The organism is Mesorhizobium sp. WSM4846, from assembly GCF_055811415.1.
In genome coordinates this window covers 46,961-72,812 of sequence record NZ_JBVVPZ010000004.1, presented here as the reverse complement: position 1 = coordinate 72,812, position 25,852 = coordinate 46,961, and the positions used below count along the sequence as shown (strand labels likewise).

22 protein-coding genes are annotated in these 25,852 nt (G+C 62.4%); 17 read left to right on the top strand and 5 right to left on the bottom strand.

Features of this window, described 5'->3' with window-relative positions:
* The first annotated feature begins 461 nt into the window (after positions 1 to 461).
* From AC0L15_RS05660 to AC0L15_RS05645, 4 genes are all read left to right on the top strand, one after another.
* A complete protein-coding gene (locus tag AC0L15_RS05660; protein WP_287246104.1) occupies positions 462 to 2,300 on the top strand; it encodes a M3 family oligoendopeptidase in 1,839 nt (612 codons plus the stop codon).
* 359 nt (positions 2,301 to 2,659) lie between these two features.
* Positions 2,660 to 3,481, top strand: a complete 822-nt coding sequence (locus AC0L15_RS05655; RefSeq protein ID WP_473495989.1) for a proton-conducting membrane transporter — start codon at positions 2,660 to 2,662, stop codon at positions 3,479 to 3,481.
* A 172-nt stretch (positions 3,482 to 3,653) separates the two neighbouring features.
* The gene (locus tag AC0L15_RS05650; RefSeq protein ID WP_128183473.1) at positions 3,654 to 4,799 is read left to right on the top strand and encodes an aminodeoxychorismate synthase component I; all 1,146 of its coding nucleotides are present in this window, start codon (positions 3,654 to 3,656) and stop codon (positions 4,797 to 4,799) included.
* The gene (locus tag AC0L15_RS05645; RefSeq protein ID WP_236389443.1) at positions 4,748 to 5,410 is read left to right on the top strand and encodes an aminotransferase class IV family protein; all 663 of its coding nucleotides are present in this window, start codon (positions 4,748 to 4,750) and stop codon (positions 5,408 to 5,410) included. Before AC0L15_RS05650 ends, AC0L15_RS05645 begins: the two co-directional genes overlap by 52 nt.
* Positions 5,411 to 5,539: 129 nt before the next feature.
* On the opposite strand, the gene aztD is transcribed toward AC0L15_RS05645, so the two are convergent.
* Both aztD and aztC read right to left on the bottom strand, forming a co-directional pair.
* Entirely contained in the window at positions 5,540 to 6,751 is a 1,212-nt protein-coding gene (gene aztD, locus AC0L15_RS05640; RefSeq protein WP_473495988.1) for a zinc metallochaperone AztD, read from the bottom strand.
* Between the two features lie 85 nt (positions 6,752 to 6,836).
* Entirely contained in the window at positions 6,837 to 7,820 is a 984-nt protein-coding gene (gene aztC, locus AC0L15_RS05635; protein ID WP_287064652.1) for a zinc ABC transporter substrate-binding protein AztC, read from the bottom strand.
* 311 nt (positions 7,821 to 8,131) lie between these two features.
* Between aztC and AC0L15_RS05630 the strand changes: the two genes are divergently transcribed.
* The 10 genes from AC0L15_RS05630 to AC0L15_RS05585 all read left to right on the top strand — a co-directional run bounded on the left by AC0L15_RS05630 (position 8,132) and on the right by AC0L15_RS05585 (position 17,357).
* Positions 8,132 to 8,560, top strand: a complete 429-nt coding sequence (locus AC0L15_RS05630; RefSeq protein ID WP_287183001.1) for a Fur family transcriptional regulator — start codon at positions 8,132 to 8,134, stop codon at positions 8,558 to 8,560.
* Positions 8,561 to 8,647: 87 nt separating this feature from the next.
* Positions 8,648 to 9,652, top strand: a complete 1,005-nt coding sequence (locus tag AC0L15_RS05625; protein WP_287064653.1) for a CobW family GTP-binding protein — start codon at positions 8,648 to 8,650, stop codon at positions 9,650 to 9,652.
* A gap of 81 nt (positions 9,653 to 9,733) precedes the next feature.
* Positions 9,734 to 9,994 carry a nitrate reductase gene (locus AC0L15_RS05620; RefSeq protein ID WP_287064654.1) on the top strand — a complete coding sequence of 87 codons (261 nt, stop codon included), beginning with the start codon at positions 9,734 to 9,736 and terminating at the stop codon, positions 9,992 to 9,994.
* Positions 9,995 to 10,005: 11 nt separating this feature from the next.
* Complete coding sequence (locus tag AC0L15_RS05615; protein ID WP_287246097.1) at positions 10,006 to 10,179, top strand: hypothetical protein; 174 nt, start codon at positions 10,006 to 10,008, stop codon at positions 10,177 to 10,179.
* Between the two features lie 183 nt (positions 10,180 to 10,362).
* Positions 10,363 to 11,808 carry a homospermidine synthase gene (locus AC0L15_RS05610; RefSeq protein WP_287064656.1) on the top strand — a complete coding sequence of 482 codons (1,446 nt, stop codon included), beginning with the start codon at positions 10,363 to 10,365 and terminating at the stop codon, positions 11,806 to 11,808.
* Positions 11,809 to 12,005: 197 nt separating this feature from the next.
* Positions 12,006 to 12,377, top strand: coding sequence for an outer membrane lipoprotein Omp10 (omp10, locus tag AC0L15_RS05605; RefSeq protein WP_287064676.1), 372 nt, complete (start codon positions 12,006 to 12,008; stop codon positions 12,375 to 12,377).
* Positions 12,378 to 12,555: 178 nt separating this feature from the next.
* Positions 12,556 to 14,571: a bifunctional metallophosphatase/5'-nucleotidase gene (locus tag AC0L15_RS05600; protein WP_287246591.1), complete on the top strand. Its 2,016-nt coding sequence runs from the start codon at positions 12,556 to 12,558 to the stop codon at positions 14,569 to 14,571.
* Between the two features lie 147 nt (positions 14,572 to 14,718).
* On the top strand, positions 14,719 to 15,783 hold the full coding sequence (hemH, locus tag AC0L15_RS05595) for a ferrochelatase (RefSeq protein ID WP_287064657.1): 1,065 nt from the start codon (positions 14,719 to 14,721) through the stop codon (positions 15,781 to 15,783).
* A gap of 148 nt (positions 15,784 to 15,931) precedes the next feature.
* On the top strand, positions 15,932 to 16,882 hold the full coding sequence (locus AC0L15_RS05590) for an SPFH domain-containing protein (protein ID WP_027153246.1): 951 nt from the start codon (positions 15,932 to 15,934) through the stop codon (positions 16,880 to 16,882).
* A 4-nt stretch (positions 16,883 to 16,886) separates the two neighbouring features.
* Positions 16,887 to 17,357: an NfeD family protein gene (locus AC0L15_RS05585; RefSeq protein WP_287246095.1), complete on the top strand. Its 471-nt coding sequence runs from the start codon at positions 16,887 to 16,889 to the stop codon at positions 17,355 to 17,357.
* Positions 17,358 to 17,429: 72 nt separating this feature from the next.
* Here AC0L15_RS05585 and AC0L15_RS05580 read toward each other — a convergent pair whose 3' ends face one another.
* Positions 17,430 to 18,431 (bottom strand): KpsF/GutQ family sugar-phosphate isomerase, encoded by a 1,002-nt coding sequence (locus AC0L15_RS05580; protein WP_287064659.1) that lies wholly within the window; start codon positions 18,429 to 18,431, stop codon positions 17,430 to 17,432.
* A gap of 161 nt (positions 18,432 to 18,592) precedes the next feature.
* Here AC0L15_RS05580 and AC0L15_RS05575 point away from each other — a divergent pair, with 161 nt between their 5' ends.
* Positions 18,593 to 20,323 (top strand): outer membrane beta-barrel protein, encoded by a 1,731-nt coding sequence (locus AC0L15_RS05575; protein WP_287246093.1) that lies wholly within the window; start codon positions 18,593 to 18,595, stop codon positions 20,321 to 20,323.
* Positions 20,324 to 20,389: 66 nt separating this feature from the next.
* Here AC0L15_RS05575 and galU read toward each other — a convergent pair whose 3' ends face one another.
* Positions 20,390 to 21,295: a UTP--glucose-1-phosphate uridylyltransferase GalU gene (galU, locus tag AC0L15_RS05570; protein ID WP_023798070.1), complete on the bottom strand. Its 906-nt coding sequence runs from the start codon at positions 21,293 to 21,295 to the stop codon at positions 20,390 to 20,392.
* A 211-nt stretch (positions 21,296 to 21,506) separates the two neighbouring features.
* Between galU and AC0L15_RS05565 the strand changes: the two genes are divergently transcribed.
* Complete coding sequence (locus tag AC0L15_RS05565) at positions 21,507 to 22,730, top strand: lytic murein transglycosylase (protein WP_287064662.1); 1,224 nt, start codon at positions 21,507 to 21,509, stop codon at positions 22,728 to 22,730.
* A gap of 126 nt (positions 22,731 to 22,856) precedes the next feature.
* Positions 22,857 to 24,092 carry an SGNH/GDSL hydrolase family protein gene (locus tag AC0L15_RS05560; RefSeq protein WP_287246091.1) on the top strand — a complete coding sequence of 412 codons (1,236 nt, stop codon included), beginning with the start codon at positions 22,857 to 22,859 and terminating at the stop codon, positions 24,090 to 24,092.
* 224 nt (positions 24,093 to 24,316) lie between these two features.
* On the opposite strand, the gene AC0L15_RS05555 is transcribed toward AC0L15_RS05560, so the two are convergent.
* On the bottom strand, positions 24,317 to 25,771 hold the full coding sequence (locus AC0L15_RS05555) for a glutamate synthase subunit beta (protein WP_287246090.1): 1,455 nt from the start codon (positions 25,769 to 25,771) through the stop codon (positions 24,317 to 24,319).
* Positions 25,772 to 25,852 lie beyond the last annotated feature (81 nt).

The following is a 25,852-nucleotide window of genomic DNA, read 5'->3' as shown; positions in this document are numbered from 1 at the left end:
ACCCGGTGAACGAATTCCTTAGGATTTGACCGGCTTTCTCACCTCTTTGAATCTTTGGCCCTTTGAATCTTTGGGTCTGACCGCTTAGAGACTGTTTCGAAATTCGCTCTGGCGAGTCATATGGTGGTGGTTTCGAGAACCGGCGCGCAGCGGACATTAGAGCGCCGCGCGTCCATTGGACGCGCAAAGGACGCTCTAACACTTTGGTTGGCGCATGATCCTTTCCGGAAACCGAAATCGGTTTCCAGGGTCATGCGCTGGTCCGTGAGCCCGCGCATGACCCCGAAAATCCGAAAGATTTTCGGAAAGGTTCATACGCAAAACCAAAAGTGCTACAGCGTCCTTTGCGCGTCCCAAGGACGTGCGGCGCTGTAGGTAAGCGCAGAAAACGCCATCAGATGGCCGCCAGAGTAGAGTTTCCAAACGGTCTCTCAGGTCTTGCAATCTGGAAAGTGTCGGCAATGAGCATGGTTTTTGGTCGGCAGCTTGCGGCGGCGGCGTCCGGTCAGGGCGCGGCGGAGCTTGGTGATCTGCCGGAATGGGATCTCGCCGATCTCTATTCCGGCATGGACGCCCCCGAGCTGAAACGCGACATCGCCAAGGCGCTCGCCGATGCCATCAGCTTCGAGAGCCGCTGGAAAGGCACGCTCGCCGCCGAGGCGGAGCGTGCCGACAGCGGCGGGCTGGGCGAGGCGCTTGCCGCCTATGAGGCGCTGGAGGAACTGATTGGCCGGATCGTCTCCTATGCCGGACTGATCTACGCCGGCAACACCGCGGATCCGCAGCGCGCCAAGCTCTATGGCGACATTCAGGAGAAGATGACCGACGCCAGCGCGCATCTTCTGTTTTTCGCGCTCGAACTGAATCTTGTCGACGATGCCGCGATCGAAACCGCGCTTGCTGCCGATCCTGCCTTCGCTCACTACCGGCCGTGGGTGCTTGATCTGCGCATGGACAAACCCTACCAGCTCGAAGACCGGGTCGAGCAGCTTCTCCACGAGAAGTCGATTACCGGACGCGGCGCCTGGAACCGCTTGTTCGACGAGACGAGGACCGATCTGCGCTTCGACATCGATGGCGAAGAGCTGACCCTGGAGCCGGCGCTGAACCGCCTCCAGCACGCCGATGGCGAGGTGCGCCGCCGGGCTTCTGAAGCGCTGGCCGCAACCTTCCGCAAGAATCTGCGCACGTTCACGCTGATCACCAACACGCTGGCCAAGGACAAGGAGATTTCCGACCGCTGGCGCGGCTTCGCCGACATTGCCGATTCGCGTCATCTCGCCAACCGCGTCGAGCGCAGCGTGGTGGATGCCCTGGCGTCAGCCGTTCGTGACGCTTACCCCCGCCTGTCACACCGCTACTACGCGATGAAGGCGCGCTGGCTCGGCATGGAAGTGATGAACCACTGGGACCGCAACGCGCCGTTGCCGGAAACCCCGCAAGCGATCATCGGCTGGGACGAGGCCAAGAACACGGTGCTTTCCGCCTATCAGCGCTTTTCACCTGACATGGCGGAGATTGCCCGGGCTTTCTTCGACCGCAACTGGATCGACGCGCCGGTAAGGCCTGGCAAGTCGCCGGGCGCATTCGCGCATCCGACCGTGCCGTCGGCGCATCCCTATGTCCTGCTCAACTACATGGGCAAGCCGCGCGACGTGATGACGCTGGCGCATGAGCTTGGCCACGGCGTGCATCAGGTGCTCGCCGCAGGCCAGGGCGCGCTGATGGCCTCGACGCCGCTGACACTGGCCGAGACGGCGTCCGTCTTCGGCGAGATGCTGACGTTCCGCTCGCTGCTGGACCAGACCACCGACAAGCGCGAGCGCAAGGCCATGCTTGCCCAGAAGGTCGAGGACATGATCAACACGGTCGTGCGCCAGATCGCTTTCTACGAGTTCGAGCGCAAGGTGCATGCCGAGCGCAAAAACGGCGAGTTGACATCGGACAGACTCGGCCAGTTCTGGCTGGAGGTGCAGGCGGAAAGCCTCGGGCCGGCGATCAAGCTGCGCGAGGGTTACGAGGTCTTCTGGAGCTATATTCCACACTTCATCCATTCGCCTTTCTACGTCTACGCCTATGCGTTCGGCGACTGCCTGGTGAATTCGCTCTATGCGGTCTATCAGAATGCAGAGCGTGGCTTTCAGGACAAATATTTTGCGATGCTGCGCGCCGGCGGCACCAAGCATCATTCCGAGCTCCTGGCTCCCTTCGGTCTTGATGCCACCGATCCTGCTTTCTGGCAGATTGGACTTGGCGTGATCGGCGGGCTGATCGACGAGCTCGAAGCTTTGGACAATTGACGCACAGCGCTGAACATCCAGGTTCGACAGAACAGTTTAGCCGCGATGCATATTGGGGCCATTCTATTCTTGCTCTAAATATCTGTTCTTGAATAACTCTCCGTGGAATTTTTCCGTTAGCTTTCCGGAAGCCGTATGATAGCGTCCCGCCTCAAGCTCAGTCGGGCGCGGGCTTAGGCCAATCTTCGGCCGGTCACGGGGATTCGACGATTTGCGACAGCGCCGTTGGCCATGGCAGGAAAGCCGGTCGCCGACAGCGCGATTTAAGCCGGCTGTTCCGCGAGCAGCGGAGCCACCATTGAATGGTCCTTGTGCCAAGGTCCCAGGCCACGGCAGATGGATCGGACTGGAGAGAGACAATGGGCACTTTTTTCTACATGCTCCTGGCGTTCCTGGCAGGTGTGTTGGCTGGCTGGTTCATCTGGGGACGCCCGCGTGGCGATCTCGACAGCCTGCGCGGTGACATGGACCGCACCCGCAGCGAGCGCGACAGGGTACGCGCCGACGCCGACCGCCTCACCCGTGAGCTGGAAGTATGCCGCGGCGCCCGCGCCGACCTGGAGCGCCAGTTGGGAGAGGCACAAGGCACCAAGACCGGCGCGACAAAGGCAGCAATCCCGGCACCGCCGGCATTGATGGCGACATCCGCGCCGGCTAATACGACGCCGGCCAAAACGACGCCCGCCAAGACCGGGTCAGCAAAGACCGCGCCAGCAAAGACCGGGCCAGCAAAGACCACTTCCAAGAAACCGGCGGCCGCGAAGGCGGCAGCCGCGCCGAAGGCCAGTGCATTGAAAACGAGTGCGTCGCAGGCAAGTGCGTCGCCGGCAAGTGCGCCAAAACCTCCCGCATCGACAACGAGTGCTGCACCAAAGAGCGCTGCGCCAGCGGCAAAGAAAGCCGCGACAACAAAGGCGGCGGTGGGCAAAGCCAGCAATCTGCGACGCCTGATCGGCATCGGTCCGGCCAACGAGCGATTGCTACACGGGCTCGGAGTCACAACCTATGCGCAAATCGCCGCCTGGACGGCCGCCGACGTCAAGCGGATCGAGGAGACGTTGAACTTCGACGGCCGCATCGAGCGTGAGCGCTGGATCGAGCAGGCGAAACTGCTTGCCGCCGGCGATGAGGAGGAATTCGCGCGCCGCTTCCCGACCCCGGGGACCGGGAGCAACACCTGAATTGCCTGCCGGCATCGAGCACATAAGGGACCGGCGACGCCCGCGAGGTGCCGCCGGTTTTGCTTTTGCACAAGCTGCGTTTGCGTCTTGAGACGCCGGTCTCTCGATTGCGCGCGATCGAGCCGCCATATAGAGCGATAGCTGGCGTCATCGATCGCAGCATCCGAGTCCCATGCCCCTGCCCTCTGCAATTTTTCGAAATGACGAGCGCGCACATCAGCTCGTCTTCGACCGGCCGACGGATATCATCGTGGCGCATGAGGCGGAGGATTTCCTGCCGGCGCTGGACATTGCGCAGGCCGCGCATGACGCCGGCAAATGGCTGGCCGGCTATTTCTCCTACGAGGCCGGCTACCTGCTCGAGCCGAAGCTCGTTCCGCTGCTGCCGGGCGGACGCCGCGCCCCGCTTGTCTGCCTGGGGATCTTCGACGCGCCTGTCGAACAGCCGGTTGTGCCCGGCAACGCGCCGTCGACCAACGGCCCGATCTTCAACGCCAGGGCCGCCTGGACTTCGGAAGACTACGCAAAACGCTTTGCGCGACTCCACAATCACATTCGCAAGGGTGATTGCTATCAGGGCAATCTGACCTTTCCGGTTCATGCGCAGTGGTCGGGCGATCCGCTGGCCGCCTTCGACGCGCTGACGGAGCGCCAGCCGGTGAAATACGGCGCGCTGATCGCGCTCGGCGATCCGGTCGTCTTGTCGCGTTCGCCGGAACTGTTCTTCGAGATCGACGCCGCAGGCATGATCGAGACGCATCCGATGAAGGGCACCGCCCCGCGCGGCGCGACCAAGGCGGAGGACAAGCGGCTGAAGACGTTCTTGCTCAATGACGAGAAGAACCAGGCTGAGAACCGGATGATCGTCGATCTCCTGCGCAACGACATTTCGCTGATCAGCGAAGTCGGCACGCTGGAGGTGCCGGAGCTTTTTCGCATCGAGAGCTACCCGACCGTCCACCAGATGGTGAGCCGCGTGCGGGCCAAGCTGTTGCCCGACCTCACCATCCGCCGGATCTTCGCTGCGCTGTTTCCATGCGGATCGATCACCGGCGCCCCGAAAATCCGCGCCATGGAAATCCTGCACGATCTGGAAGCCACGCCGCGCGACGTCTATTGCGGCGCCATTGGCTGGATCGCGCCCGGCGGCACGATGCGCTTTTCGGTGGCCATCCGCACCATATCGCTCTTTTCCAGCGGCGAGGCCGTCTACAATGTCGGCGGCGGCGTCGTCTTCGATTCGACGGCCGAGGAGGAGTATCAGGAGTGCCTGCTGAAAGCGCGCTACGCGACGGGAACACCGCCGATTTCGAGCTGATCGAAACCATGCGCTGGCAGCCGGGCCAGGGCTTCCTCCGTTTCGACCGCCATTTGGCACGCCTTTATGGCTCGGCGGCCGAACTGGGTTTTGCCTGCGATCCGCAGAAGGTCGGCGAGATGCTCAGGAACGCCGTCGACCGGCCGGACATAGCCTTGCGCACACGCCTGGTCCTGTCGCGCAGCGGCAAGGTGACGGTCTCGGCGCTGCCTTATGAGCCGCACGCAGCCGACAAGCTCTGGAGGCTGCAGCTGGCGCGGGTGCGGCTTGATTCAAGCGACACGCTGCTGCGCCACAAGACAAGCCGCCGGGACATCTATCAGCGGGCGCGCGCCGAATATCTGATCAGTCGGGCCGACGAGGTTCTGCTGGCCAACGAGCGCGGCGAAATCTGTGAGGGCACGATCACCAATCTCTTCGCCGATTTCGGCGACGGCGCGTTGGCAACACCGCGGCTCGATTGCGGCTTGCTGCCTGGCGTATTGCGCGGCGAATTGCTGGACGAAGGCCGCGCCCGCGAGGCAATCTACAGCCTGGATGATCTGAAGTCGGCCAAAGCGCTGTTCGTCGGCAATTCACTGCGCGGATTGATCCCGGCGCGGCTGGGCTGAAACGCAATCGGTGCCGGACGACGCGCCCATTGCTGCGTCTCGAGCATGGTTTCCCTTGCGAGTTGGAGAAGATGCGTCCGGCCCGAGAAGGAATGGGCCGGACGCGCGGCAGCCGCTTGGGAGGAGCGACTATTCGCCTCCGTGGGTCTGACCGGAGCCGCCGACGGAAACGATGTCGAAGGGCTTGCCTTCGACGGCAATGTCGCCGGTTTTCTCGAACGACGCCGCGTCAACGAGATGCAGCACGCCTTGCAGTGGGTCAGTGACCACGATCTTGTCGCCAGCGACCGCGACACGCGGCCTCGGATCGCTCCAGTGACCGTCCATCGAATAGGGGGCGGTCAGCTTGAGCGAGTTTGCGATCTCCCCCTTCACCACGTCGAGCTGGTGAAGCTGGCCGTCCTCGGTGAAGACGTAGGCGAACTTGGCACGAACGGGGTCGACCGCGAAATGCACGCGGCGCGTCGGAAGGTTGATCAGCCGGAATGCGTCGCTCTCGATCGTCGGATCGATCAGCACCACCTTGTCGGCGCCGTAGTTGCCGAGGAAATATTGCAGGCCTCTGCCGCCGATCAGCGTCGTGGTTTTGCCATCCGGCAGGCTGTCGGCATAGGGCAGATGACGGATCGCCGGACTGCCGTCGCCATGGCTGACGACAAGCAGGCCGGTCGCGCAGGCGAAAGCCAGAATATTGCCGGAAGACGCCTCGCCGTGGAGGTCTGGGCAGGCGTGGCTGCCGCCGATCGGCGCGCCGGCCTTGTCAGCGACCCTGATGCCGACCGGGAGTTCGTCCGGCTTTTCCCTGTTCGGCTCCGACAGCAGGACATGGGAGCCATAGTCGACTGCGACGCCGTGCTGCGGCGCGTCCGTCTTCACTTCGCTGAAATCCGGCTTGCCTTCCAGGACCGACTTCTCGGCGATGATGCGGGCGACACCCTCGCCGTCGAAAAAAACGGCGAAGTCCCCGTCATGCTCGACGAAATGCGACGGCTTCTTGCCTGTGATCTCGATGCCGGCAAGTTTTGGCGCTTCGACCTCGATGTCGCCGTGCTCGCCGTGGTCCTCGAAGGAAATGCCGCTCACGATCCCGGCAACGACGCCGGCCGAGCCCTGCACGGCAAACACGGTCCTGCCGCTTTTGCTGCGATGGAGCGACGCCGGCCCTTTGATCTCAAGCGTGTCGAGCTTTTCGCCATCGATCGCATCGACTACGGTCACCTTCGGGTCCGCGTGATCCGAGATGAAGAGGCGCCATGCGGTCACCTCCTCGGCGTGGGCAGCACTTGTTGATAGGGACACAAGCAGCGCGATGGCCGTGGCTGACGCCCAATTTGTCCTCACGGTATTCTCCTTGAATGTTATTACATAACTCGTTGTGATCGACGAAGAGGCGGATTGCTCCGCCTTTCCATCACAGGGCTGGCGGTCAGCTTCCGAGGATCGCGCCTTTGATCGTCGTGATGTTGTGCCGCATCATCTCGAGATAGGTCGCAGCCGGACCGTTCTTATCCGACAGGGCGTCGGAGTAGAGCTCACCGCCGACTTTCAGGCCCGTCTCGCTGGCGATCTGCTCGATCAGGCGCGGATTGGTGACGTTCTCCACGAAGATTGCCGAAGCCCTGTCTTGCCTGATCTGTTTGATCAGGGCCGCGACGTCGGAGGCTGACGCCTCGGATTCGGTGGAGACGCCCTCCGGTGCCAGGAATTTTATGCCGTATTCGTGTTCGAAATAGCCATAGGCGTCGTGGGAGGTGATGATCGTGCGCTTGTCCTCGGGGATCTCAGCTACGGCAGCTTTGATCTCCGCTTCCAGTGCCTCGAGCTGCTGGCCGTATGATTCGGCATTGGCCCGATAAGTGTCGCAGCCGGCTGCATCGGCGGCACAGAAGGCGTCGGCGATGTTCTTCACATAGAGTTCGGCATTGTGCACGGACTGCCATGCATGGGGATCGGACTCGCCGTGATGATGGTGCCCTTCCTCATGGCCCTCTTCCGCCGCGGCGTGTTTTTCCCCGCCCTCGGCGGGTTTATCCTGATCGTGGTGACCTTCTTCCTCGGTCTTGCGCAACACCTCGCCGCCTTTGGTCAATTCCACGATCGGCGCCTTCGTGGCGCTCGCCTCGACGAGACGCTGGAGGAAGCCCTCGAACTGGAGGCCGTTGACCAGCACCACGTCGGCCGAACCGACGGTTGCCGCGTCGGCCGGCTTTGGTTCGTAGACATGGGCGTCACCATTCGGGCCGACCAGCGTGACGATGTCGACACGATCGCCGCCGACATTCTTCGCGAAATCGGCGATGATCGAGAAACTGGCGACACCCCTGAGGTTCTCGGCAGCGGCCACCGACGCAGCGATTGGCATCGATGTTATAGCGCCTATCACGGCGGCGAGTTTTAGCGTCCTGGACATTCGATCGACTCCTTTGTTCAAGCGGTTCGGGGGGGAGATGCGCCGGACGCGTCGCGAGCAGCCGCGCGTCCCGGCAGAGATAGAAGGCAATGTGGGATCGTGCCCGCCGACAAATGATCGCCGGGCCGTATGATCCCATCGAGGCGCGCTGTTGTGGCCCGGCGTCAGGATTTGAAGCGTCAGGTCTTGAAAGATCACGCAGGCAGCCATTCGATCCATCTCCGCGGGAGCCATCAAAGTGAGCCCCGCTCTTGACGATCCGTTATGTTATGTTATCACGCTCGTCAATCCAAAATGTTATACTATAACTGATGCCCGCCATTGTGCTCAAAACTGCCTGGAACACGAGGGAACAGCGGATGCCTGGACGCAACCAGCAGCTGGTACTCGACGCGCTGACGCGCTCCGAGAGGCCGATGGGGGCCTATGAACTGCTTGGACTTCTTCGCCAGGAAGGGCTCCGCTCACCGCTACAGATCTATCGCGCTCTGGATCGGCTCGTCGAGCAGGGCCTGGTTCACCGGATCGAGAGCCTGAGCGCGTTTGCGCTCTGCGTCCACAGCGAATGCGGCACCCATGGGCGCGCCGCCTTTGCAATCTGCGCGAATTGCGGACGGGCAAGTGAGGTTCATGACCCGGCATTGGAGCGGGTGCTGCGCCGGATTGCCCGACGGCAGGGCTTCCAAACCAACTCGGCCACGGTGGAGCTTTCGGGTCTATGCGAGGCTTGCGCGCATTGAACAGACGCCGGCCTTCCGTCTACGGGCGATCCAATCGGCTCGCGCCTGACCCAGCTGAAATCCGCAATCCAACATCCGGAGACGACTATGCCGCTTGAAGCCGCCCAGAAAATGCCCGTCACGGTTCTTACCGGCTACCTCGGCGCCGGCAAGACGACGCTGCTCAACCGCATCCTGTCCGAACAGCACGGCAAGCGGTACGCCGTGATCGTCAACGAGTTCGGCGAGATTGGCATCGACAACGACCTCATCGTCGATACCGACGAAGAAGTCTTCGAGATGAACAACGGCTGCATCTGCTGCACGGTGCGCGGCGACCTGATCCGGATCATTGAGAGCTTGATGCGGCGCAGGGACCGTTTCGACGCCATCCTGATCGAGACGACTGGCCTTGCCGATCCCGCCCCCGTCGCCCAGACCTTCTTCGTCGACGACGATGTCAGGCAGAAGACGAAACTCGATGCGATCATCACCGTCGCCGATGCCAAGCATCTCCTCGGCGAACTGGATCATGCGCACGAGGCGCAGGAGCAACTCGCCTTCGCCGATATCGTCATCCTGAACAAGACCGACCTGGTGGCGCCGGCCGAACTCAAGGCAGTGGAGGCGCGCATTCGCAGGATCAACCCGACGGCTGCGATCAAGCATTCCATACGTTGCAACGTTCCACTCGACGAGGTTCTGGATCGCGGCGCGTTCGATCTGAACCGTGTCCTTGAAGTTGAGCCGGACTTTCTCGACGCGGGCCACGACCATGTGCATGACGATCACGTCACCAGCTTCTCTCTCGTCACCGAAGCTTCGATCGATCCGCGCAAGTTCTTGCCGTGGATCCAGATGATCACACAGAAATTCGGCATCGACATGCTGCGCATGAAAGGCATCCTGGCGTTCAAGGGCGATGAAGATCGCTTTGTCGTTCAGGCCGTCCACATGCTGCTCGAAGGCGACCACCAGCGCCCCTGGAAAGCGGGGGAGAAGCGCGTCAGCCGCCTGGTATTTATCGGCCGCAACCTGCCCAAAGGCCTGATTGAAGACGGCTTCCTCAAATGCCGCGCCGAAATGGACACGCTGGTGGCGCTGAATGCATAGGTTTGGCAAGGCCGACGACAGCGCGCGTCCTTTATCCCGTTGCTCTGGCCGACCGCCTTCGTCTTCGGGACGGGATTGGATATGAACCGTCTCGCGAACCCACTCGCCCCGCGCGGCCTTGCCCTTCCGGAGAAGACCAGACAGATCAAGGTCTGGGTTCGCAGGGCTTGCGGGCTCGATGACGATGTCGTCGTGTCCGTCACGGAGCTGGTATGCCGCAAAAATGGCTGTCCCGACATCGAAACGGTGATCGGCATAATGCGTCCCGGCGAGAAAATCGAGACGATCCGGCTTCGCAAGGCAATCGCCGATGTGACCTCGCACGATCTGCCGCGAGGGTGAATGGATCGGACATGCGCAGAGTGTTCGGCCTCTCGACCAAAGCTGTTGCGCTTACCGAGTGTCACCGGAATGTGACCGAGATCGGGAACCGTCGACGAGAGCTGGTGCTCGCCACATCTTTCGCCGCGCCATTGCTGGCGGCCGACTTCGCCCAACTCGACTACAAGGGCCAAATCGGGGAATGACCGCCGACCGTCAGCGACTGGTCGTCCTCCTTAACCACATGACGAATGCGGCGTAGCCCGCGGCTTTTCGCTGGTTTATGACAATGATCTGTGGTTGTAGCGCGTGGCGGTCGGGCAAAAAAATGCTCCGCTTTGCGTCTGTTTGCCCGGCTTTTCAGCCTGTCTGAGGGAGTAATCGATAAAATGGCGAATGAAAACTGGCCCGTTTACGGTGAGATCACCGGCCCTGTCGTCATGATCGGCTTCGGCTCGATCGGACGGGGAACGCTGCCGCTGATCGAGCGCCATTTCAAGTTCGACAAGTCGCGCATGACGGTCATCGACCCACGCGATACCGACCGCAAGCTGCTCGACGAGCGCGACATCACCTTCATGCAGGATGCGGTGACCAGCAAGAACTACAAGAAGCTGCTGACGCCGCTGCTGACCAAAGGCGGTGGCCAGGGCTTTTGCGTCAACCTGTCGGTCGACACCGGCTCGGTGGATTTGATGCGGCTCTGTCGCAAGCTGGGTGTGCTTTACATCGACACCGTCGTCGAGCCATGGCTCGGCTTCTATTTCGACACCAAGGCCGACACTGGCAGCCGCACCAATTATGCGCTGCGCGAATCCATGATCGAAGAAAAGCGCGCGCACCCCGGCGGGGCGACCGCAATCTCCACCTGCGGCGCCAACCCAGGCATGGTCTCGTGGTTCGTCAAGCAGGCGCTGGTCAACCTCGCCACCGATCTTGGCCTCGAGTTCTCCGAGCCCGCGCAGCACGATCGCGAAGCTTGGGCCAGGCTGATGAAGAAGGCCGGCGTCAAGGGTATCCACATCGCCGAGCGCGACACACAGCGCACCAAGAAGCCGAAGCCGATGAACGTGTTCTGGAATACCTGGTCGGTCGAAGGCTTCATCTCGGAAGGGCTTCAACCGGCCGAGCTCGGCTGGGGCACGCATGAGACGTGGATGCCGAAGAACGGCAAGAAGCACAAGCATGGCTCGAAGGCCGCAATCTATCTGGAGCAGCCGGGCGCCAACACGCGTGTGCGCAGCTGGTGCCCGACGCCGGGCCCGCAATATGGCTTCCTGGTGACGCACAACGAGTCGATCTCGATCGCCGACTTCTTCACCCTGCGCGGCAAGAAGGGCAAGGTTCAATATCGCCCGACCTGCCACTACGCCTACCATCCCTGCAACGACGCCGTGCTGTCGCTGCACGAAATGTTCGGTGCCGCCGGCAAGGCACAACCGGTGCATCACGTGCTCGATGAAAACGAACTGGTCGACGGTGTCGACGAACTCGGCGTGCTGCTCTACGGCCACGATAAGAACGCCTATTGGTACGGCTCGCAGCTGTCGCTGGCGGAAGCGCGCAAGCTGGCGCCTTATCAGAACGCCACGGGCATGCAGGTCACGTCGGCAGTGCTGGCGGGCATGGTCTGGGCGCTGGAAAATCCCGAGGCCGGCATCGTCGAGGCGGACGAGATGGACTACAGGCGCTGCCTGGAAGTGCAGTCGCCCTATCTCGAGCCGATCAAGGGCTACTACACCGACTGGACGCCGCTCGACAACCGCCCTGGGCTGTTCCCGGAAGACCTCGACAAAAACGACCCATGGCAATTCCGCAACATCCTCGTTCGATAGTTCAGCATCCTCGTTCGATAGCAATGTCTCACCGCCTTGCAATCGTCTGGAAATCGGGCGATTGAAGGAAGGCGGCCTGGAGCGACGTGCATCCATTTGGACGCACAAAGTAGGCTCTGGCGTTTGAGTGTACGCATCGTGCTTTCCGAAAAATCGCATCGATTTTCGGGCCAATGCGAGAGGAGAGGATCTTGATGATGACGATTGCGCGCAAATTGCTTTCGGCCGGCGTTATCGCGGCCGCTGCCGCCTTGGCGGCGTGCACCACCGCCGGCCCGGGCGGACCGCCATCGGCCACGCGGAGTCCGGTCGAAGGCTCATGGATCGACGCGCAGGGCACGGGCCTGTCGACCTTCGCCGGCGGCAGCTTCAAGACCGTCGCCACCGACACCGGCCAGAAGCTTGCCGACGGCAGCTACGCCATGACCGGCGGCACCTCGGTCCAAATCCAGGGCACTTCGCTGATCCGCGAGACGCCGATCAGCTTCAACTGCTTGTTGATCTCCACCTCGCAGCTTAATTGCACCAGCGTGAGCGGGCAGAACTTTGTGCTGACGCGACGCACCTGAGCCCATACTGAACTGCTTTTGCAAAGGACGGCGGCTTGAGGCCGCCGTCCTTTTGTGCCGGCAAAGCTGGGCCCGATTCCACTTGCATCGGCTAAAACGCGATGTGAACATGGACGAAAAGCCGGCTGTTATGTTCCAGTCGAGCGAGGGCGTTAAACAGGTCATCCAGGAGACGAAGATGAAGAAGATCGCCGCCATTGCCGCCCTGTCGGCGTCTACGCTTGGCCTGTCGACCGGCATGTCCTTTGCCGACTACACGCTGAACATCCTGCACATCAACGACTGGCACAGCCGCATCGAAAGCAACAACAAATATGAATCGACCTGCTCGGCCGAAGAGGAGACCAAGGGCGAGTGCACCGGCGGCGCGGCGCGGCTGATCACCGCGATCGCCCAGGAGCGCAAGAAGCTGGAAGGCCAGAACGTGCTGCTGCTCAGCGCCGGCGACAATTTCCAGGGTTCGCTGTTCTACACGACCTACAAGGGCAAGACCGAAGGCGAATTCCTCAACCAGATAAAATTCGACGCCATGGCAGTCGGCAATCACGAGTTCGACGATGGCGAGGCCGCGCTGGCGCCGTTCCTGGATATGATCAAGTTTCCGGTGCTCGGCGCCAATGTGAAGGCCAACGCGCAATCCAAGCTCGGTGACCGCGTGAAACCGTCTGTTGTGATCGAGGTCGGCGGCCAGAAGATCGGCGTCGTCGGCGCGGTCACCAACGACACGCCGGAACTCGCTTCGCCAGGCCCCAACGTCACGATCGAGGACGACGTCAAGTTGATCACGTCAGAGATCGAGAGGCTGAAGGGAGAAGGCGTCAATAAGATCATCGCGGTCACCCATATCGGTTACAAGCGCGAGCGTGACGTCATCGCCAAGATCCCGGGTGTCGACGTGGTGGTTGGCGGCCACAGCCATTCGCTGCTGTCCAACACCGACCCCAAGGCTGAAGGCCCCTACCCGACGATGGTCGACAATCCGGACGGCTACAAGGCGCCGGTCGTCCAGGCGGCGTCCTATTCGAAATATCTCGGCGAGTTCAAGGTCGTGTTTGACGACAACGGTGTCGTCAAGCAGGCCAGCGGCGACCCGATCTACCTCGACAAGTCGATCACGCCGGATTCCGCCGTGCTTGCCCGCATCAAGGAGCTTGGCGCGCCGATCGAGGCGTTGAAGAACAAGGAGGTCGCCGAGGCCACCAAGGCGATCGACGGCAGCCGTGAGAACTGCCGCACCCGCGAGTGCGAGATGGGCAATCTCGTCTCCGATGCCGTCCTCGACCGCGTCAAGGACCAGGGTGTCGAGATCGTCATCACGAATGGCGGCGGTCTGCGCGCTTCGATCGACCAGGGCACCGTCACCATGGGCGAGGTGCTGAACGTGCTGCCGTTCCAGAACACAGTGGCGACCTTCCAGATTTCCGGCAAGGATCTGGTTGCCGGGCTGGAGAACGGTCTCAGCCAGATCGAGGACGGCGCCGGCCGCTTCCCCCAGGTTGCCGGCCTGAAATATTCATTCGACAAATCGGCCGCCGCGAATGCCGGGCGCGTCAAGTCGGTCGAGGTCATGCAAGGCGGCGGGTGGACGCCGATCAATCCGGACAAGGATTACCTGGTCGCCACCAACAACTATGTGCGCCAGGGTGGCGACGGCTACAAGGTGTTCGCCGACAAGGCCAAGAACGCCTACGATTACGGTCCGGGCCTCGAACAGGTGGTCGCCGATTATCTCGGCGCGCATGGGCCCTATACACCGAAGCTCGAGGGCCGCATCACCGAAATCACGGCCGCCGCCGCGGAACCGGCCCAGCAAACGGCCCAGGAATCGGCGAAGCCGGCCGAGCCTCCCGCTCCGGCCGAGCCCGCAAAACCAGCAGAAACGGCTCCAGCCGCAACTGCGGAGCCGGCAATGCCCGAACCCCCGGCCGGTTCGGACGATATTGCCACGACACCGCCAGCCGTGCCGACGGAACCCGCCCCGGCAACGCCGCCACCTGCCGAGGCTGCGCCTGCCGAGCCGGCAAAGCCGGCCGAAAGCAGCCATGTGATCGTTGCCGGCGACACCTATTGGGATTTGGCGGAAAAGGCCTATGGCGATGGCGCCAGGTGGGAAACGATCTCCGACGCCAACCAGGACTACGAGCCGCGCCGCCTTCCCGTCGGCGCAACCTTGACCATCCCGGCCGCAAACTGAATTCTTCTGTCATTGTTGAAAAACCCGTCCGGCAAACCGGGCGGGTTTTTCTGCTTTCGCCTCCCAAGCTTAGATAAGGTGCGGCCAGACGCTGCATTGAAAACCGGCGCGGCATCGCTAGTTTCGCGCGGTGTCCGGAGATCCCTTATGACGCCTTCCAACCCTGCCGATCCCAAGGCCGCGACGGTCCTCGGCCCGCTGCCGGCAGGACAGCCGCCGGTCGGGGCGGGCAGGATCGGCGTCATGCTGGTTAATCTCGGCACGCCCGACGGCACGGAATTCAAGCCAATGTGGCGCTATCTCAGGGAATTCCTGTCCGATCCGCGCGTCATCGAACTCAACAAGGCGATCTGGTATCCGATCCTCTACGGGCTGGTTCTCACCACGCGGCCGAAGAAGTCGGGCGCCAACTATGCCAGGATCTGGAACCGGCAGCGTGACGAGTCGCCGCTGCGCACCTACACCCGCGCTCAGAGCGAAAAGCTGACCGAGGCGCTGCGCGACCTGCCCGGCGTCAGCGTCGACTGGGCAATGCGTTACGGCAATCCTTCGACCGAGAGCGTCGCCAAAGGGCTGGTCGCGCAAGGCTGCGACCGCATTCTGACATTTCCGCTTTATCCGCAATATTCCGCGACCACGACCGCGACCGCCAACGACCAGTTGTTTCGCGCGCTGATGAAGATGCGCCGCGCCCCGGCGATCCGCAGCGTGCCGCCCTACTATGCCGAACCGGTCTATATCGAAGCGCTTGCCCGGTCGATCGAGCGCCATCTGGCGAGCCTCGATTTCGAGCCGGAAATGGTCATCGCCTCCTATCACGGCATTCCGAAACCCTATTCCGACAAGGGCGATCCCTATCAGGCCCATTGCCTGGAGACGACCCGGCTGCTGCGGGAAAAGCTCGGCTGGGGTGAGAAGAAGCTGATCACCACGTTCCAGTCGCGCTTCGGCGCGCAGGAGTGGCTGCAGCCTTACACCGACAAGACGGTCGAGAAATTGCCCGGAGAAGGCGTGAGATCGATCGCCATCGTCAATCCGGGCTTTTCTGTCGACTGCATCGAGACGCTGGACGAGATCGGCAGGGAGGCGGCCGAGACCTTCCATCATGCCGGCGGCGAAAAGTTCGCGCATATTCCCTGCCTCAACGACAGTGCCGAGGGCATGGCGGTGATCGAGGCGATGGTGCGGCGCGAACTGTCGGGTTGGGTGTGAAGCCGATACAATCGAGCGCCGCTAACCGGCTTTCTATGCACCGGTTATCCACTATCACCTGATTGTAACGTTCCTGAAACACACTTAAGTGTTTGGTGAAGTCGCTTGCGTTGAAACATTTCCGTGGCGGCATCTGAGGGAGAGCCAAATGGATTTCAGTGGTTTCGATATCGCGCTTCTTGTTCTTGTCGCTCTTGTCGTGCTCGTGCTTTTCAAAGGCATCCGGACTATCCCGCAAGGCTACAATTACACCGTCGAACGCTTTGGCCGTTATACCAGGACATTGAGCCCCGGCCTCAACCTCATCGTGCCGTTCGTCGACCGCATCGGCTCCAAATTGAACATGATGGAGCAGGTGCTCGACGTCCCGACGCAGGAGATCATCACCCGCGACAACGCCACCGTCGCCGTCGACGGCGTCGCCTTCTACCAGGTGCTCAACGCGGCGCAGGCCGCCTACCAGGTCGCCGGGCTGGAGAACGCCATCCTCAACCTGACGATGACCAACATCCGTACCGTGATGGGCTCGATGGACCTCGACGAGCTGCTGTCGAACCGCGACGCCATCAACGAACGCCTTCTGCGCGTCGTCGACGAGGCGGCCCATCCCTGGGGCATCAAGATCACCCGCGTCGAGATCAAGGACATCAATCCACCGGCCAATCTCGTCGAATCGATGGGGCGCCAGATGATGGCCGAGCGCAACAAGCGCGCGCAGATCCTCGACGCCGAAGGCCTCAAGCAGTCACAGATCCTGGAAGCCGAGGGCCGCAAGGAAGCCGCCTTCCGCGACGCCGAGGCGCGTGAACGCTCGGCCGAGGCCGAGGCCCGCGCCACGCAGGTGGTGTCGGAAGCGATCGCCAAGGGCGACGTGCAGGCGCTCAACTACTTCGTTGCACTGAAATACACCGAAGCACTGACCAGGATAGGCTCCGCCACAAACAGCAAGGTCGTGCTGATGCCTATGGAAGCTTCATCATTGATCGGCACGCTCGGCGGCATCGGCGCGATCGCCAAGGAAGTCTTCGGCAGCGAGGGCACTGCCGGCACCACGCGGCAAGCTGCACGCCCGCCCGTGGTTCGTCCCAGCGAGACCTGAGGCCATGTTTGAACGCGTCATTTCCGAACTCGGCCCCTGGGTTTGGATGGTTCTCGGCTTCGTCCTCCTGGTGATGGAGGTCATCGCACCGGGCATATTCATGCTGTGGATCGGCATCGCTGCTCTGCTGATCGGCGTGGTGTCCCTGCTCATCTGGGACGCGGACTTCTGGACCTGGCAGATCCAGGTTCTCGCCTTCCTGGCGATGTCGCTGGTTTCAACCTATGTCGGCAAGAGACTGGTGGGTGGGCGCGATGATGGCACCGATCAGCCACTGCTCAACCGCCGCGGCGCACAGATGATCGGCAGGATGGCCACCCTGGACGAGCCGATCAGGGACGGCCGCGGCCGCATAAAGCTGGGCGACACGCTATGGCGCATCTCCGGCCCCGACCTGCCGGCCGGCACGCAGGTGCGCGTGACGGGCGCGGCCGACACCAATCTGGAACTGACGGTCGAGGCGGTCCTGGACTGATCCGACCATCTCGGCAGGCGACTTTTCAAACAGGCCTGATGTCTCTCAGTTTCGAAATTCGCTCAGGCGAGCTCAGGCTGCGCCGATGCGCAGCAGATCGTGCAGATGGACAAGTCCGACCGGCCGTCTGCCTTCGACAACCATCAGGCTGGAGATGGTCGAACTGTTGATCGTCTGCAGCGCGGTCGCCACCAGTGTATCCGATCCGGCCGTCTTCGGCTCCTTGGTCATGACCTGATCGACGCTCATCGCCAGAAGATTGCTGCCGATGTGGCGCCTGATGTCGCCGTCGGTGATGATGCCGATCAGCGCACCATCCGCATCGGTTATCGCCACGCAGCCAAACCCCTTGCGCGACAATTCGAGGATCGCTTCGTGCATTCCAGTGCCGGAAGGCACCAGCGGCAGCCTGTCGCCGACATGCATGATCTCGCGGATCTGCGTCAGATTGGCGCCAAGTTGCCCACCGGGATGGAAGGTGCGGAAATGATCCGGCGTGAAGCCGCGCGCTTCGAGCAGCGCGATGGCCAGTGCATCGCCGATCACCAGTTGCAGCAGCGTCGATGTCGTCGGCGCCAGGCCGTGCGGGCAGGCTTCCGGCGCACGCGGCAGCAAAAGCACCACATCGGCCGCCCGCGCCAGCGCCGATCGCTCTCCGGCGGTGACTGCGATCAGCGGAATCGAGAAGCGCCTGGAATAGGCGATGATGCCCTTGAGCTCGCGGCTCTCGCCCGACCACGAGATGGCGATGATGGCGTCGTCCCTGGCGATCATGCCGAGGTCGCCATGATTGGCTTCGGCAGAATGGACGAAGAAAGCCGGCGTGCCGGTCGAGGCGAGCGTCGCCGCGATCTTTGAGCCGATATGGCCGCTCTTGCCGACGCCGGTGACAATGACGCGGCCGGCGATCTGCGACACCATATCGACGGCGCGCGCGAACGGTTCGGTCAATCCGTTTTCGAGCGCGGCCGCCAGCGCCGCGACACCGGCCTGCTCGGTCGCTACCGTTCTAAGCGCCGAGGCGATCGAAGCTTGCCCATCGAGCCGCTTCTTGTCTGGGGATCCCGCATGCATGGCTGATGCGATTAGCGCTTTGCTGCGCGCCTGTCCAACGGAATTGCCATCCGGTAGCTATCCAGTGGGCTTTGATCGACCGCCGCTCAACCCTCCGTTAACCATCCCCGTTTACGGTTCGGTAAGTATGGCGCGCGTGCGCCGCGCAAGCAGTGGTAGCGATGTCCGGGGCCCCGCCTGAAAAGAAAAGAAGACGATACGGCAAGGCGGTCTGCGCCTTGCTGCTGGCGACCAGCGTCTTCGCCTTGCTGCGGCCTGCGCAGCCCTATGCCCAGGTAACCGAGCTGCGCGGCGAGATTTCGGAATCGGCGATTCTGGACGACCAGCAGCGCAAAACCAGGCAATTGAGCATCGCCCAGGATCAGACGGCGCAGGCCGGTGCAACCACCCAGAGCACTGCGCCGACGCCCACCTATCAGCCGGCCAGCCCGGGCGCCGTGCGGGACGACGACGCGGCACCCGCGACCGGCAGCATTTTTGATCCGCCGGAAGCAACCGACGATCCGTTTGCGGACGCCCCCGTTCCCGTCCCGCCGCGCCGGCCATCGAGCACAACCCAAGGCGCAGCCGATCAGGACGAAGCCGCCGAGACACAGGCCGCCACCGCGACGACGGCCCCGACGGATGACGAGGACACCGCCGAGACGGACCCAATCAATTCCCGTGCCGTGACCATCGATTCCGCCGACAGGCAGCAACTCGATCCGGGCGCCGAGCGCGCCGAAGCCATCGAAGGCCGGGACAGGAGGGCCGAGGACGACCCGTTCGCCGCCACCGGCATCAAACTCGGCTCCTTCGTGATCAGGCCGACGCTCGAGCAAGGCCTGACGGCGTCGTCGAATGCCGATTCAAGCACCGAAGGCAAACCGGCCCTGCTGTCCGAAACGGCGCTGCGCTTCAATGCCGTCTCCGACTGGCGGGAGAATTCGGCTGTCATCGACGGCTACGGCATCTTTCTCAAGACGATATCGGGCGACGAGGTTCAGGAGGCGCGGGGCCGTGTCGATGGCACGCTCAATGTCGACCTCGACAACGATCTGCGCGCTATCGCCAGGCTCGGTTACGAGGCGGCGCCGGAATCGGCTTCGTCGCCGGTCGTCATCGAAGGCACCGTCGAGCAGCCGGTGCGCCAGACCATTGACGGCAGCCTCGCGGTCGAGAAGGACGCCGGCAAGATGCGCTTCGCCCTAACCGGCGCGGTCGAACACGACATCTATGGCGACGCCAAGCTTTCGACTGGCGGAACGCTGTCGCAGAAAGACCGCGACTCGACGCTCTATAGCGCCATCTTGCGCACCGGCTATGAGATTTCTCCCGCCATCACCCCTTTCACCGAGGTCGAAATCGGCCGCCGGGTCTATGATTTGCGCGTCGACAGCAATGGTTTCGAGCGATCTTCGACGCGGCTCGGCGTTCGGGCCGGCGCCGAGCTCGACCTCGGCGAGAAGCTTGCCGGCGAATTCTCGGCCGGCTGGCTGCGGGAGGCGATCGACGACGACCGCCTGCCGGCTATTTCGGGCGCCACGGTGAACGCCGACCTCAGATGGTCACCGGAACGCGGCACCACGATCGGCCTCACCGGGGAGACGATCGTCGAGGGCACGACAACCGCCGACGAAAGCGGCGACATCCTTTACTCCGGCCTCCTGACGGGCGAGCGGGAAATCCGTGCCAACCTGATCGGGAACGCAGCTCTCGGCGTGGGCTGGCGCGACTACGTCGGGTCGGACGGCCATGATCTGATACTGAGCGCCGAGGCCGGACTGACATGGTGGCTGAACCGGTATGCCGGACTGACCACCCGCGCCAGAACTGAAAAACAGACCAGCAACATCGAGGGCCGCGACTACACCGCCCACAGCATCTTTGTCGGGGTGACGCTGCAGCCGTAAACCAAGCCGCGCACCCTCGGTTCAGGCCCGAGGGCATGCTTTTGCGCGCATGCATTAGCCCGGGGGTTAGAACGCCGCGCCCCGCTGCTCTGACGGTTTCATCTCGTCGAGAAGCTTGCTGATAACGCCCGCCATGCGCCCGTTCATGTCGCTGCGCCACAGCGCGAAGGCGACGTTGGCCTCGACAAAGCCTTCCGGCGATCCGCAATCGAAGGTGCGCCCTCGGTAGTGGCAGCCATAGAAGGGCTGCTGCTTCTCCAGCTTCAGCATCGCGTCGGTGAGTTGTATCTCGTTGCCGGCGCCCTTCTCCTGGCCTTCGAGTATCCCAAATATCTCCGGCTGCAGGATGTAGCGCCCGTTGATGTATAGGTTGGAGGGTGCCGTGCCGGTCTTCGGCTTCTCCACCATGCCGGTAATGCGGAAACCGTGATGCGTATCCTCGCCGCGGCCGACGATACCGTATTTATGGGCCTCGGCGGGGTCGCATTCCTGAACCGCGACGATGTTGTTGCCGGTCTCGGCATAAAGCTCGACCATCTCCTTCATGCAGCTTTTTTCGGACTGCATGATCATATCGGGCAAAAGCAGCGCGAAGGGCTCGTCGCCGACCAGCTCGCGGGCACACCAGACGGCATGGCCAAGGCCAAGCGGCACCTGCTGGCGGGTGAAGCTGGTCTGCCCTGGCGAAGGTTGCAGCCGCTGCAGCCGGGCGAGCTCGTCGTCCTTGCCGCGTTGGGCGAGCGTGTCATAGAGTTCGAACTGAACGTCGAAATGGTCCTCGATGACCGCCTTGTTGCGTCCGGTCACGAAGATGAAATGCTCGATGCCGGCTTCGCGCGCCTCGTCGACCACATACTGGATGACCGGCCTGTCGACGACGGTCAGCATTTCCTTGGGTATGGCCTTGGTGGCCGGGAGAAAACGCGTCCCGAGGCCAGCGACCGGGAAAACTGCCTTGCGAACTCTCTTCATGCTGTCAAATATCCGCTTCTAAGGTTGTTCGGCAATCCCGCTTCAAGACATTTTCGTGCCGGAATCTGGGATTATGGAACGGCTGGTCAGAAAAATCTGTAGTCCGTAAAGCACCAACCCGCCTTTTCGTTCCCAACGGCACCTATGGTAAACTAAATGCTAACCGGGTTCGGCGATGAATGATCTTCCTGTGATGAAGAAGGAGGAAAAGATGTCCGTTCGCGACGCCGCAAAGCGCTTCACCAGCATCGTTGCGGCCGCCAGTCTGTCGCTTGCCTTGCTGATGCCCACCGGATCGGCTTTTGCCGACGCCGGTTTCCGGCAATGGGTGGCGAGCTTCCGCGCCACCGCGGTGCGGAGCGGCGTTTCCGGCGCCGTTTACGACCGCGCATTCGAGGGCATCAGCGATGCCGACCCGGTCGTGCTGGAAAAAGCGCGTTATCAACCCGAATTCACCGCGCCCGCCTGGGACTATTTCGACAACCGCGTCCATGACCAGTCGGTCGCTGTTGGCAAGCAGATGGCCAGGAAGTGGAAGCCGTGGCTGGACAGGATCGAGGCAAGATACGGCGTCGACCGTCACATCCTGCTGGCGATCTGGTCGATGGAATCGAACTACGGCGAAATCCTCAAGCGCGACGATGTCATGCGCAATGTCGTGCGTTCGCTGGCCACGCTTGGCTACGCCGATTCGAGACGATCGAAATTCGCCCGCACACAGTTGATCGCGGCGCTGAAGATCCTGCAAAGGGGCGACATCGATAAAAGCCACCTCAGCGGCTCATGGGCCGGCGCCATGGGCCATACCCAGTTCATTCCCACCAGCTATCAGGCCTATGCGGTCGACATGGACGGCGACGGCAAGCGCGACATCTGGAATTCGATTCCCGATGCATTGGCAACGGCCGCCAATCTGCTCAGGAAGAACGGCTGGCAGGCCGGCAAGACCTGGGGCTATGAAGTCAGCCTTCCCGACGGAAAGAAGTTCCCGGCTGGATCGAAGTCGTTGTCGCAATGGCAAGCGCTGGGTGTCACGCGTGCCAACGGCAAGCCGTTCAAGAGTGCGGAGAAGGCCACGCTGAAGGTGCCAGGCGGCCGCGGCGGCCCGGCTTTCCTGATGGTCAAGAATTTTTCGGTCATCAAGCGCTACAACAATGCCGACAAATATGCGGTTGCCGTTGGCCTTCTTGCCGACGAAATCGCCGGTTATGGTGGGCTTGTGCAGGACTGGAAGCGGCCTTTCACGAAGCTCTCCTTCGAGGAGAGGCAGGAGCTTCAGCAACGGCTTTCCCAGTACGGCTACTATGACGGCAAGTTCGACGGCAAGATCGGCGAGGGATCGAAAGCCGCCATCATGGCCTTCCAGGCGAAGGCTGGCTTGACCCAGGACGGACATCCGAGCATGGAAGTGCTCAAATGGCTCAGGCAGAACTAGCTTCGCATAGGGCAGACCTGGAGCATCGGCCCAAACCGGTTTTGAGGAAATCCGATGCTCAACTTAAGGTAGAGCGGCGGCACGGTTGTATCAGAGTCCGGCGCTCTTTAGGGATGGAGACGGTAATTGGTTTCGGCTGCGCGTATCCGTGTGATCCTTCGTCGCGTGCCGATCCTGATTCTGGCTATTGCCGTCCTGGCCGTCGGCACTGCCGCCGTCTTTCACACGCCGGCCGTGGCGCAGGAAGAACAAAGGCGTGGCTGGTCGCTGCGCGACTTGTTGTTTCTGCGCCGAAGCGAGCGGGTGGAACCGCCGCGACTGATTGAGCCGCGACGGATTCAGAGGATCGGGCCACGGAAGCCAAAAGTCAGAAAGTCGCGTGCCGCGCCGCGCCGGCCGGCAGAGCCGGCAGCCCCCATTGTCCAGAAGGCGCCGGATGCCCGCACCGTTCTGGTGGTCGGCGATTTCATGGCGACCGGCCTCGCCGAAGGTCTCGACACCGCCTTTGCCGAAAACAATAAGGTCAGGATCGTCGTTCGCAGCAATGGTTCGTCCGGTTTCGTGCGTGACGATTTCTACAACTGGCCCGAACAGATCAAGTCGCTGATCGAGACCGAAAAGCCCGCGGCCGTGATCGTCATGCTGGGTTCCAACGATCGGCAGCAGATGCGCGTGAACGGTGAACGCGAACAGCCACGGACCGAAGCGTGGACCAAGGAATACGAACGCCGTACCGAAGCGTTCGGCAAGGCCATTGCATCGGCCAAGGTGCCGTATCTGTGGGTCGGCATGCCGGCCTTCAAGGCGCCGAAGATGACCTCCGACATGCTGGCTTTCAACGACATCTACCGCTCGACGGCCGAAAGCCACGGCGGCGAATTCGTCGACATCTGGGACGGTTTCGTCGACGAGGAAGGCGCCTTTGTCACCAGCGGGCCTGATATCAACGGTCAGCCGGTGCGCCTGCGCACCGACGACGGCATCCGTGTGTCGAAAGCCGGCAAACGCAAGCTCGCCTTCTATGCCGAAAAACCCTTGCTGAAGATCCTTGGAATGACCTCGCCTCCGGGCACACTGGCAGCTTATGCGCCAGCCGGCGCTCCGGTCGGGGCGCCGACACCGACACCCATGCCCGTCGATCGCACGGTGCCGATGCTGCTCAGCGATCCGGCACTCGACGGCGGTTCGGAACTTCTCGGCGCCGCAGCGCCGGCAAAGGCGGACGGGCCCGGCGAAAAACTCGTCGTCGGGGGCAAGGCATCAACTGCTTCGCCCGGCCGCGCCGACGATTTTTCTTGGCCGCCAAGGAAGCAGCCTGCAGCGGCGGCCGTGCCCGAAACGACCACGGCGATCACTCCCTAAAGCGCGTCGCGTGTGACGCGCTTTAGGTTGTTGTTTTTATGCATGTCGTTATCGCAAAACCGCTGCACACTTTTGCGCGACATGCATTAAACCTGCTCGGGGCACCGGCCTACGCCGGCCGTGGCTTTAACTGCCACGACCGCTCACAAGGGCTTCGGCCGGCGAAGGCCGGAAGCGCAGAAAACGCCCTCAGATGGCCGCGGGAGCAGAGTTTCCAAACGGTCTCAGCGCGGCAGCACGCTCGATCCCATCAGCGCCTCGTCGATCGAACGCGCTGCCTGACGGCCCTCGCGGATCGCCCAGACGACCAGCGATTGACCGCGGCGCACATCGCCCGCTGCATAGAGCTTTTCGACGCTGGTCTTGTAGTCGCGATCATTGGCCTCGACGTTGTTCGAGCGGCGGCTGTCGATGGCGATCTTCATCTGGCCAGCCAGCTCCGACACCGGCCCGACCGCGACCGGCCCGGCAAAGCCGATAGCGATGAAGGCCAGATCCGCGCGGATGACGAATTCCGTGCCGGCGATCGGCTTGCGCTTTTCATCGACCTCGCAGCATTTGACGCCGGTCAACGCGCCGTCCTCGCCGATGAATTCGAGCGTCGCCACCTGGAACTCGCGCTCGGCGCCTTCCGCCTGCGAGGACGAGGTGCGCATCTTCGTCGCCCAGTAGGGCCAGACCGAAAGCTTGTCCTCCTTTTCCGGCGGCTGCGGCCGGATGTCGAGCTGGGTGACACGAACGGCGCCCTGGCGGAAGGCGGTGCCGACGCAGTCGGACGCGGTGTCGCCGCCGCCGACGACGACGACATGCTGGCCGCCGGCGACGATCGGCGGCGACGGCCACGCCACCGATTGGATCGGCTCGCCGCCGATGCGCTTGTTCTGCTGCACCAGGTAAGGCATCGCGTCATGCACGCCGTCGAGATCGTCGCCGGGAATGTTGGCCGGGCGCGGCGTTTCCGAACCGCCGCAATAGAGCACCGAATCATATTCGGCGAGCAGCTCCGCCACCGGCTTGTCGACGCCGACATTGATCCCGCAATGGAAGCTCACGCCCTCGCCTTGCATCTGCTCGATACGCCGGTCGATATAGTGCTTCTCGATCTTGAAGTCGGGAATGCCGTAGCGCATCAGCCCGCCCGGCCGGCTCTCGCGCTCATAGACGTGAACGTCGTGGCCGGCGCGGCCAAGCTGCTGGGCGGCCGCCATGCCGGCCGGCCCCGAGCCAATGACGGCGACGCGCCTGCCGGTTTTCCTTTCCGGCGGATAGGGCCGGATATGACCGGTTTCATAGGCCTTGTCGGCGATCGCCTGCTCGATCGTCTTGATGGCGACCGGAATGTCCTCGAGGTTCAGCGTGCAGGCTTCCTCGCAAGGCGCCGGACAGATGCGGCCGGTGAATTCCGGGAAATTATTGGTCGAATGCAGGTTGCGGATCGCATTGTCCCAGTCGCCATTGTAGACGAGGTCGTTCCAGTCCGGGATCTGGTTGTGGACCGGGCAGCCGGTCGGCCCGTGACAGTACGGAATGCCGCAATCCATGCAGCGCGCGGCCTGTTTCTCGACCTCCTTGTCCGACATCGGCAGCGTGAACTCGCGAAAATGCCGGATGCGGTCGGAAGCCGGCTGGTACTTGTGCACCTGCCGGTCGATCTCGAGAAACCCTGTTACCTTGCCCATAGTCCAGTCCCTGCTGTCCAGATGGCGCGCTCGACGTCGCACCCGTTAACCTCATAAGGCAGCCATGGCAACCTTCAGTCC

Bases quoted from the DNA above. Each gene is read 5' to 3' on its own strand.
- AC0L15_RS05610 (WP_287064656.1), top strand. From the start codon at position 10,363: ATGGCGAATGAAAACTGGCCCGTTTACGGTGAGATCACCGGCCCTGTC.
- omp10 (WP_287064676.1), top strand. From the start codon at position 12,006: ATGACGATTGCGCGCAAATTGCTTTCGGCCGGCGTTATCGCGGCCGCT.
- AC0L15_RS05585 (WP_287246095.1), top strand. From the start codon at position 16,887: ATGTTTGAACGCGTCATTTCCGAACTCGGCCCCTGGGTTTGGATGGTT.
- AC0L15_RS05565 (WP_287064662.1), top strand. From the start codon at position 21,507: ATGTCCGTTCGCGACGCCGCAAAGCGCTTCACCAGCATCGTTGCGGCC.
- AC0L15_RS05590 (WP_027153246.1), top strand. From the start codon at position 15,932: ATGGATTTCAGTGGTTTCGATATCGCGCTTCTTGTTCTTGTCGCTCTT.
- hemH (WP_287064657.1), top strand. From the start codon at position 14,719: ATGACGCCTTCCAACCCTGCCGATCCCAAGGCCGCGACGGTCCTCGGC.
- AC0L15_RS05620 (WP_287064654.1), top strand. From the start codon at position 9,734: ATGAACCGTCTCGCGAACCCACTCGCCCCGCGCGGCCTTGCCCTTCCG.
- galU (WP_023798070.1), bottom strand. From the start codon at position 21,295: ATGAAGAGAGTTCGCAAGGCAGTTTTCCCGGTCGCTGGCCTCGGGACG.
- aztC (WP_287064652.1), bottom strand. From the start codon at position 7,820: ATGTCCAGGACGCTAAAACTCGCCGCCGTGATAGGCGCTATAACATCG.
- AC0L15_RS05625 (WP_287064653.1), top strand. From the start codon at position 8,648: ATGCCGCTTGAAGCCGCCCAGAAAATGCCCGTCACGGTTCTTACCGGC.
- AC0L15_RS05555 (WP_287246090.1), bottom strand. From the start codon at position 25,771: ATGGGCAAGGTAACAGGGTTTCTCGAGATCGACCGGCAGGTGCACAAG.
- AC0L15_RS05630 (WP_287183001.1), top strand. From the start codon at position 8,132: ATGCCCGCCATTGTGCTCAAAACTGCCTGGAACACGAGGGAACAGCGG.
- AC0L15_RS05600 (WP_287246591.1), top strand. From the start codon at position 12,556: ATGAAGAAGATCGCCGCCATTGCCGCCCTGTCGGCGTCTACGCTTGGC.
- AC0L15_RS05580 (WP_287064659.1), bottom strand. From the start codon at position 18,431: ATGCATGCGGGATCCCCAGACAAGAAGCGGCTCGATGGGCAAGCTTCG.
- AC0L15_RS05615 (WP_287246097.1), top strand. From the start codon at position 10,006: ATGCGCAGAGTGTTCGGCCTCTCGACCAAAGCTGTTGCGCTTACCGAG.
- AC0L15_RS05575 (WP_287246093.1), top strand. From the start codon at position 18,593: ATGTCCGGGGCCCCGCCTGAAAAGAAAAGAAGACGATACGGCAAGGCG.
- AC0L15_RS05650 (WP_128183473.1), top strand. From the start codon at position 3,654: ATGCCCCTGCCCTCTGCAATTTTTCGAAATGACGAGCGCGCACATCAG.
- AC0L15_RS05655 (WP_473495989.1), top strand. From the start codon at position 2,660: ATGGGCACTTTTTTCTACATGCTCCTGGCGTTCCTGGCAGGTGTGTTG.
- AC0L15_RS05660 (WP_287246104.1), top strand. From the start codon at position 462: ATGAGCATGGTTTTTGGTCGGCAGCTTGCGGCGGCGGCGTCCGGTCAG.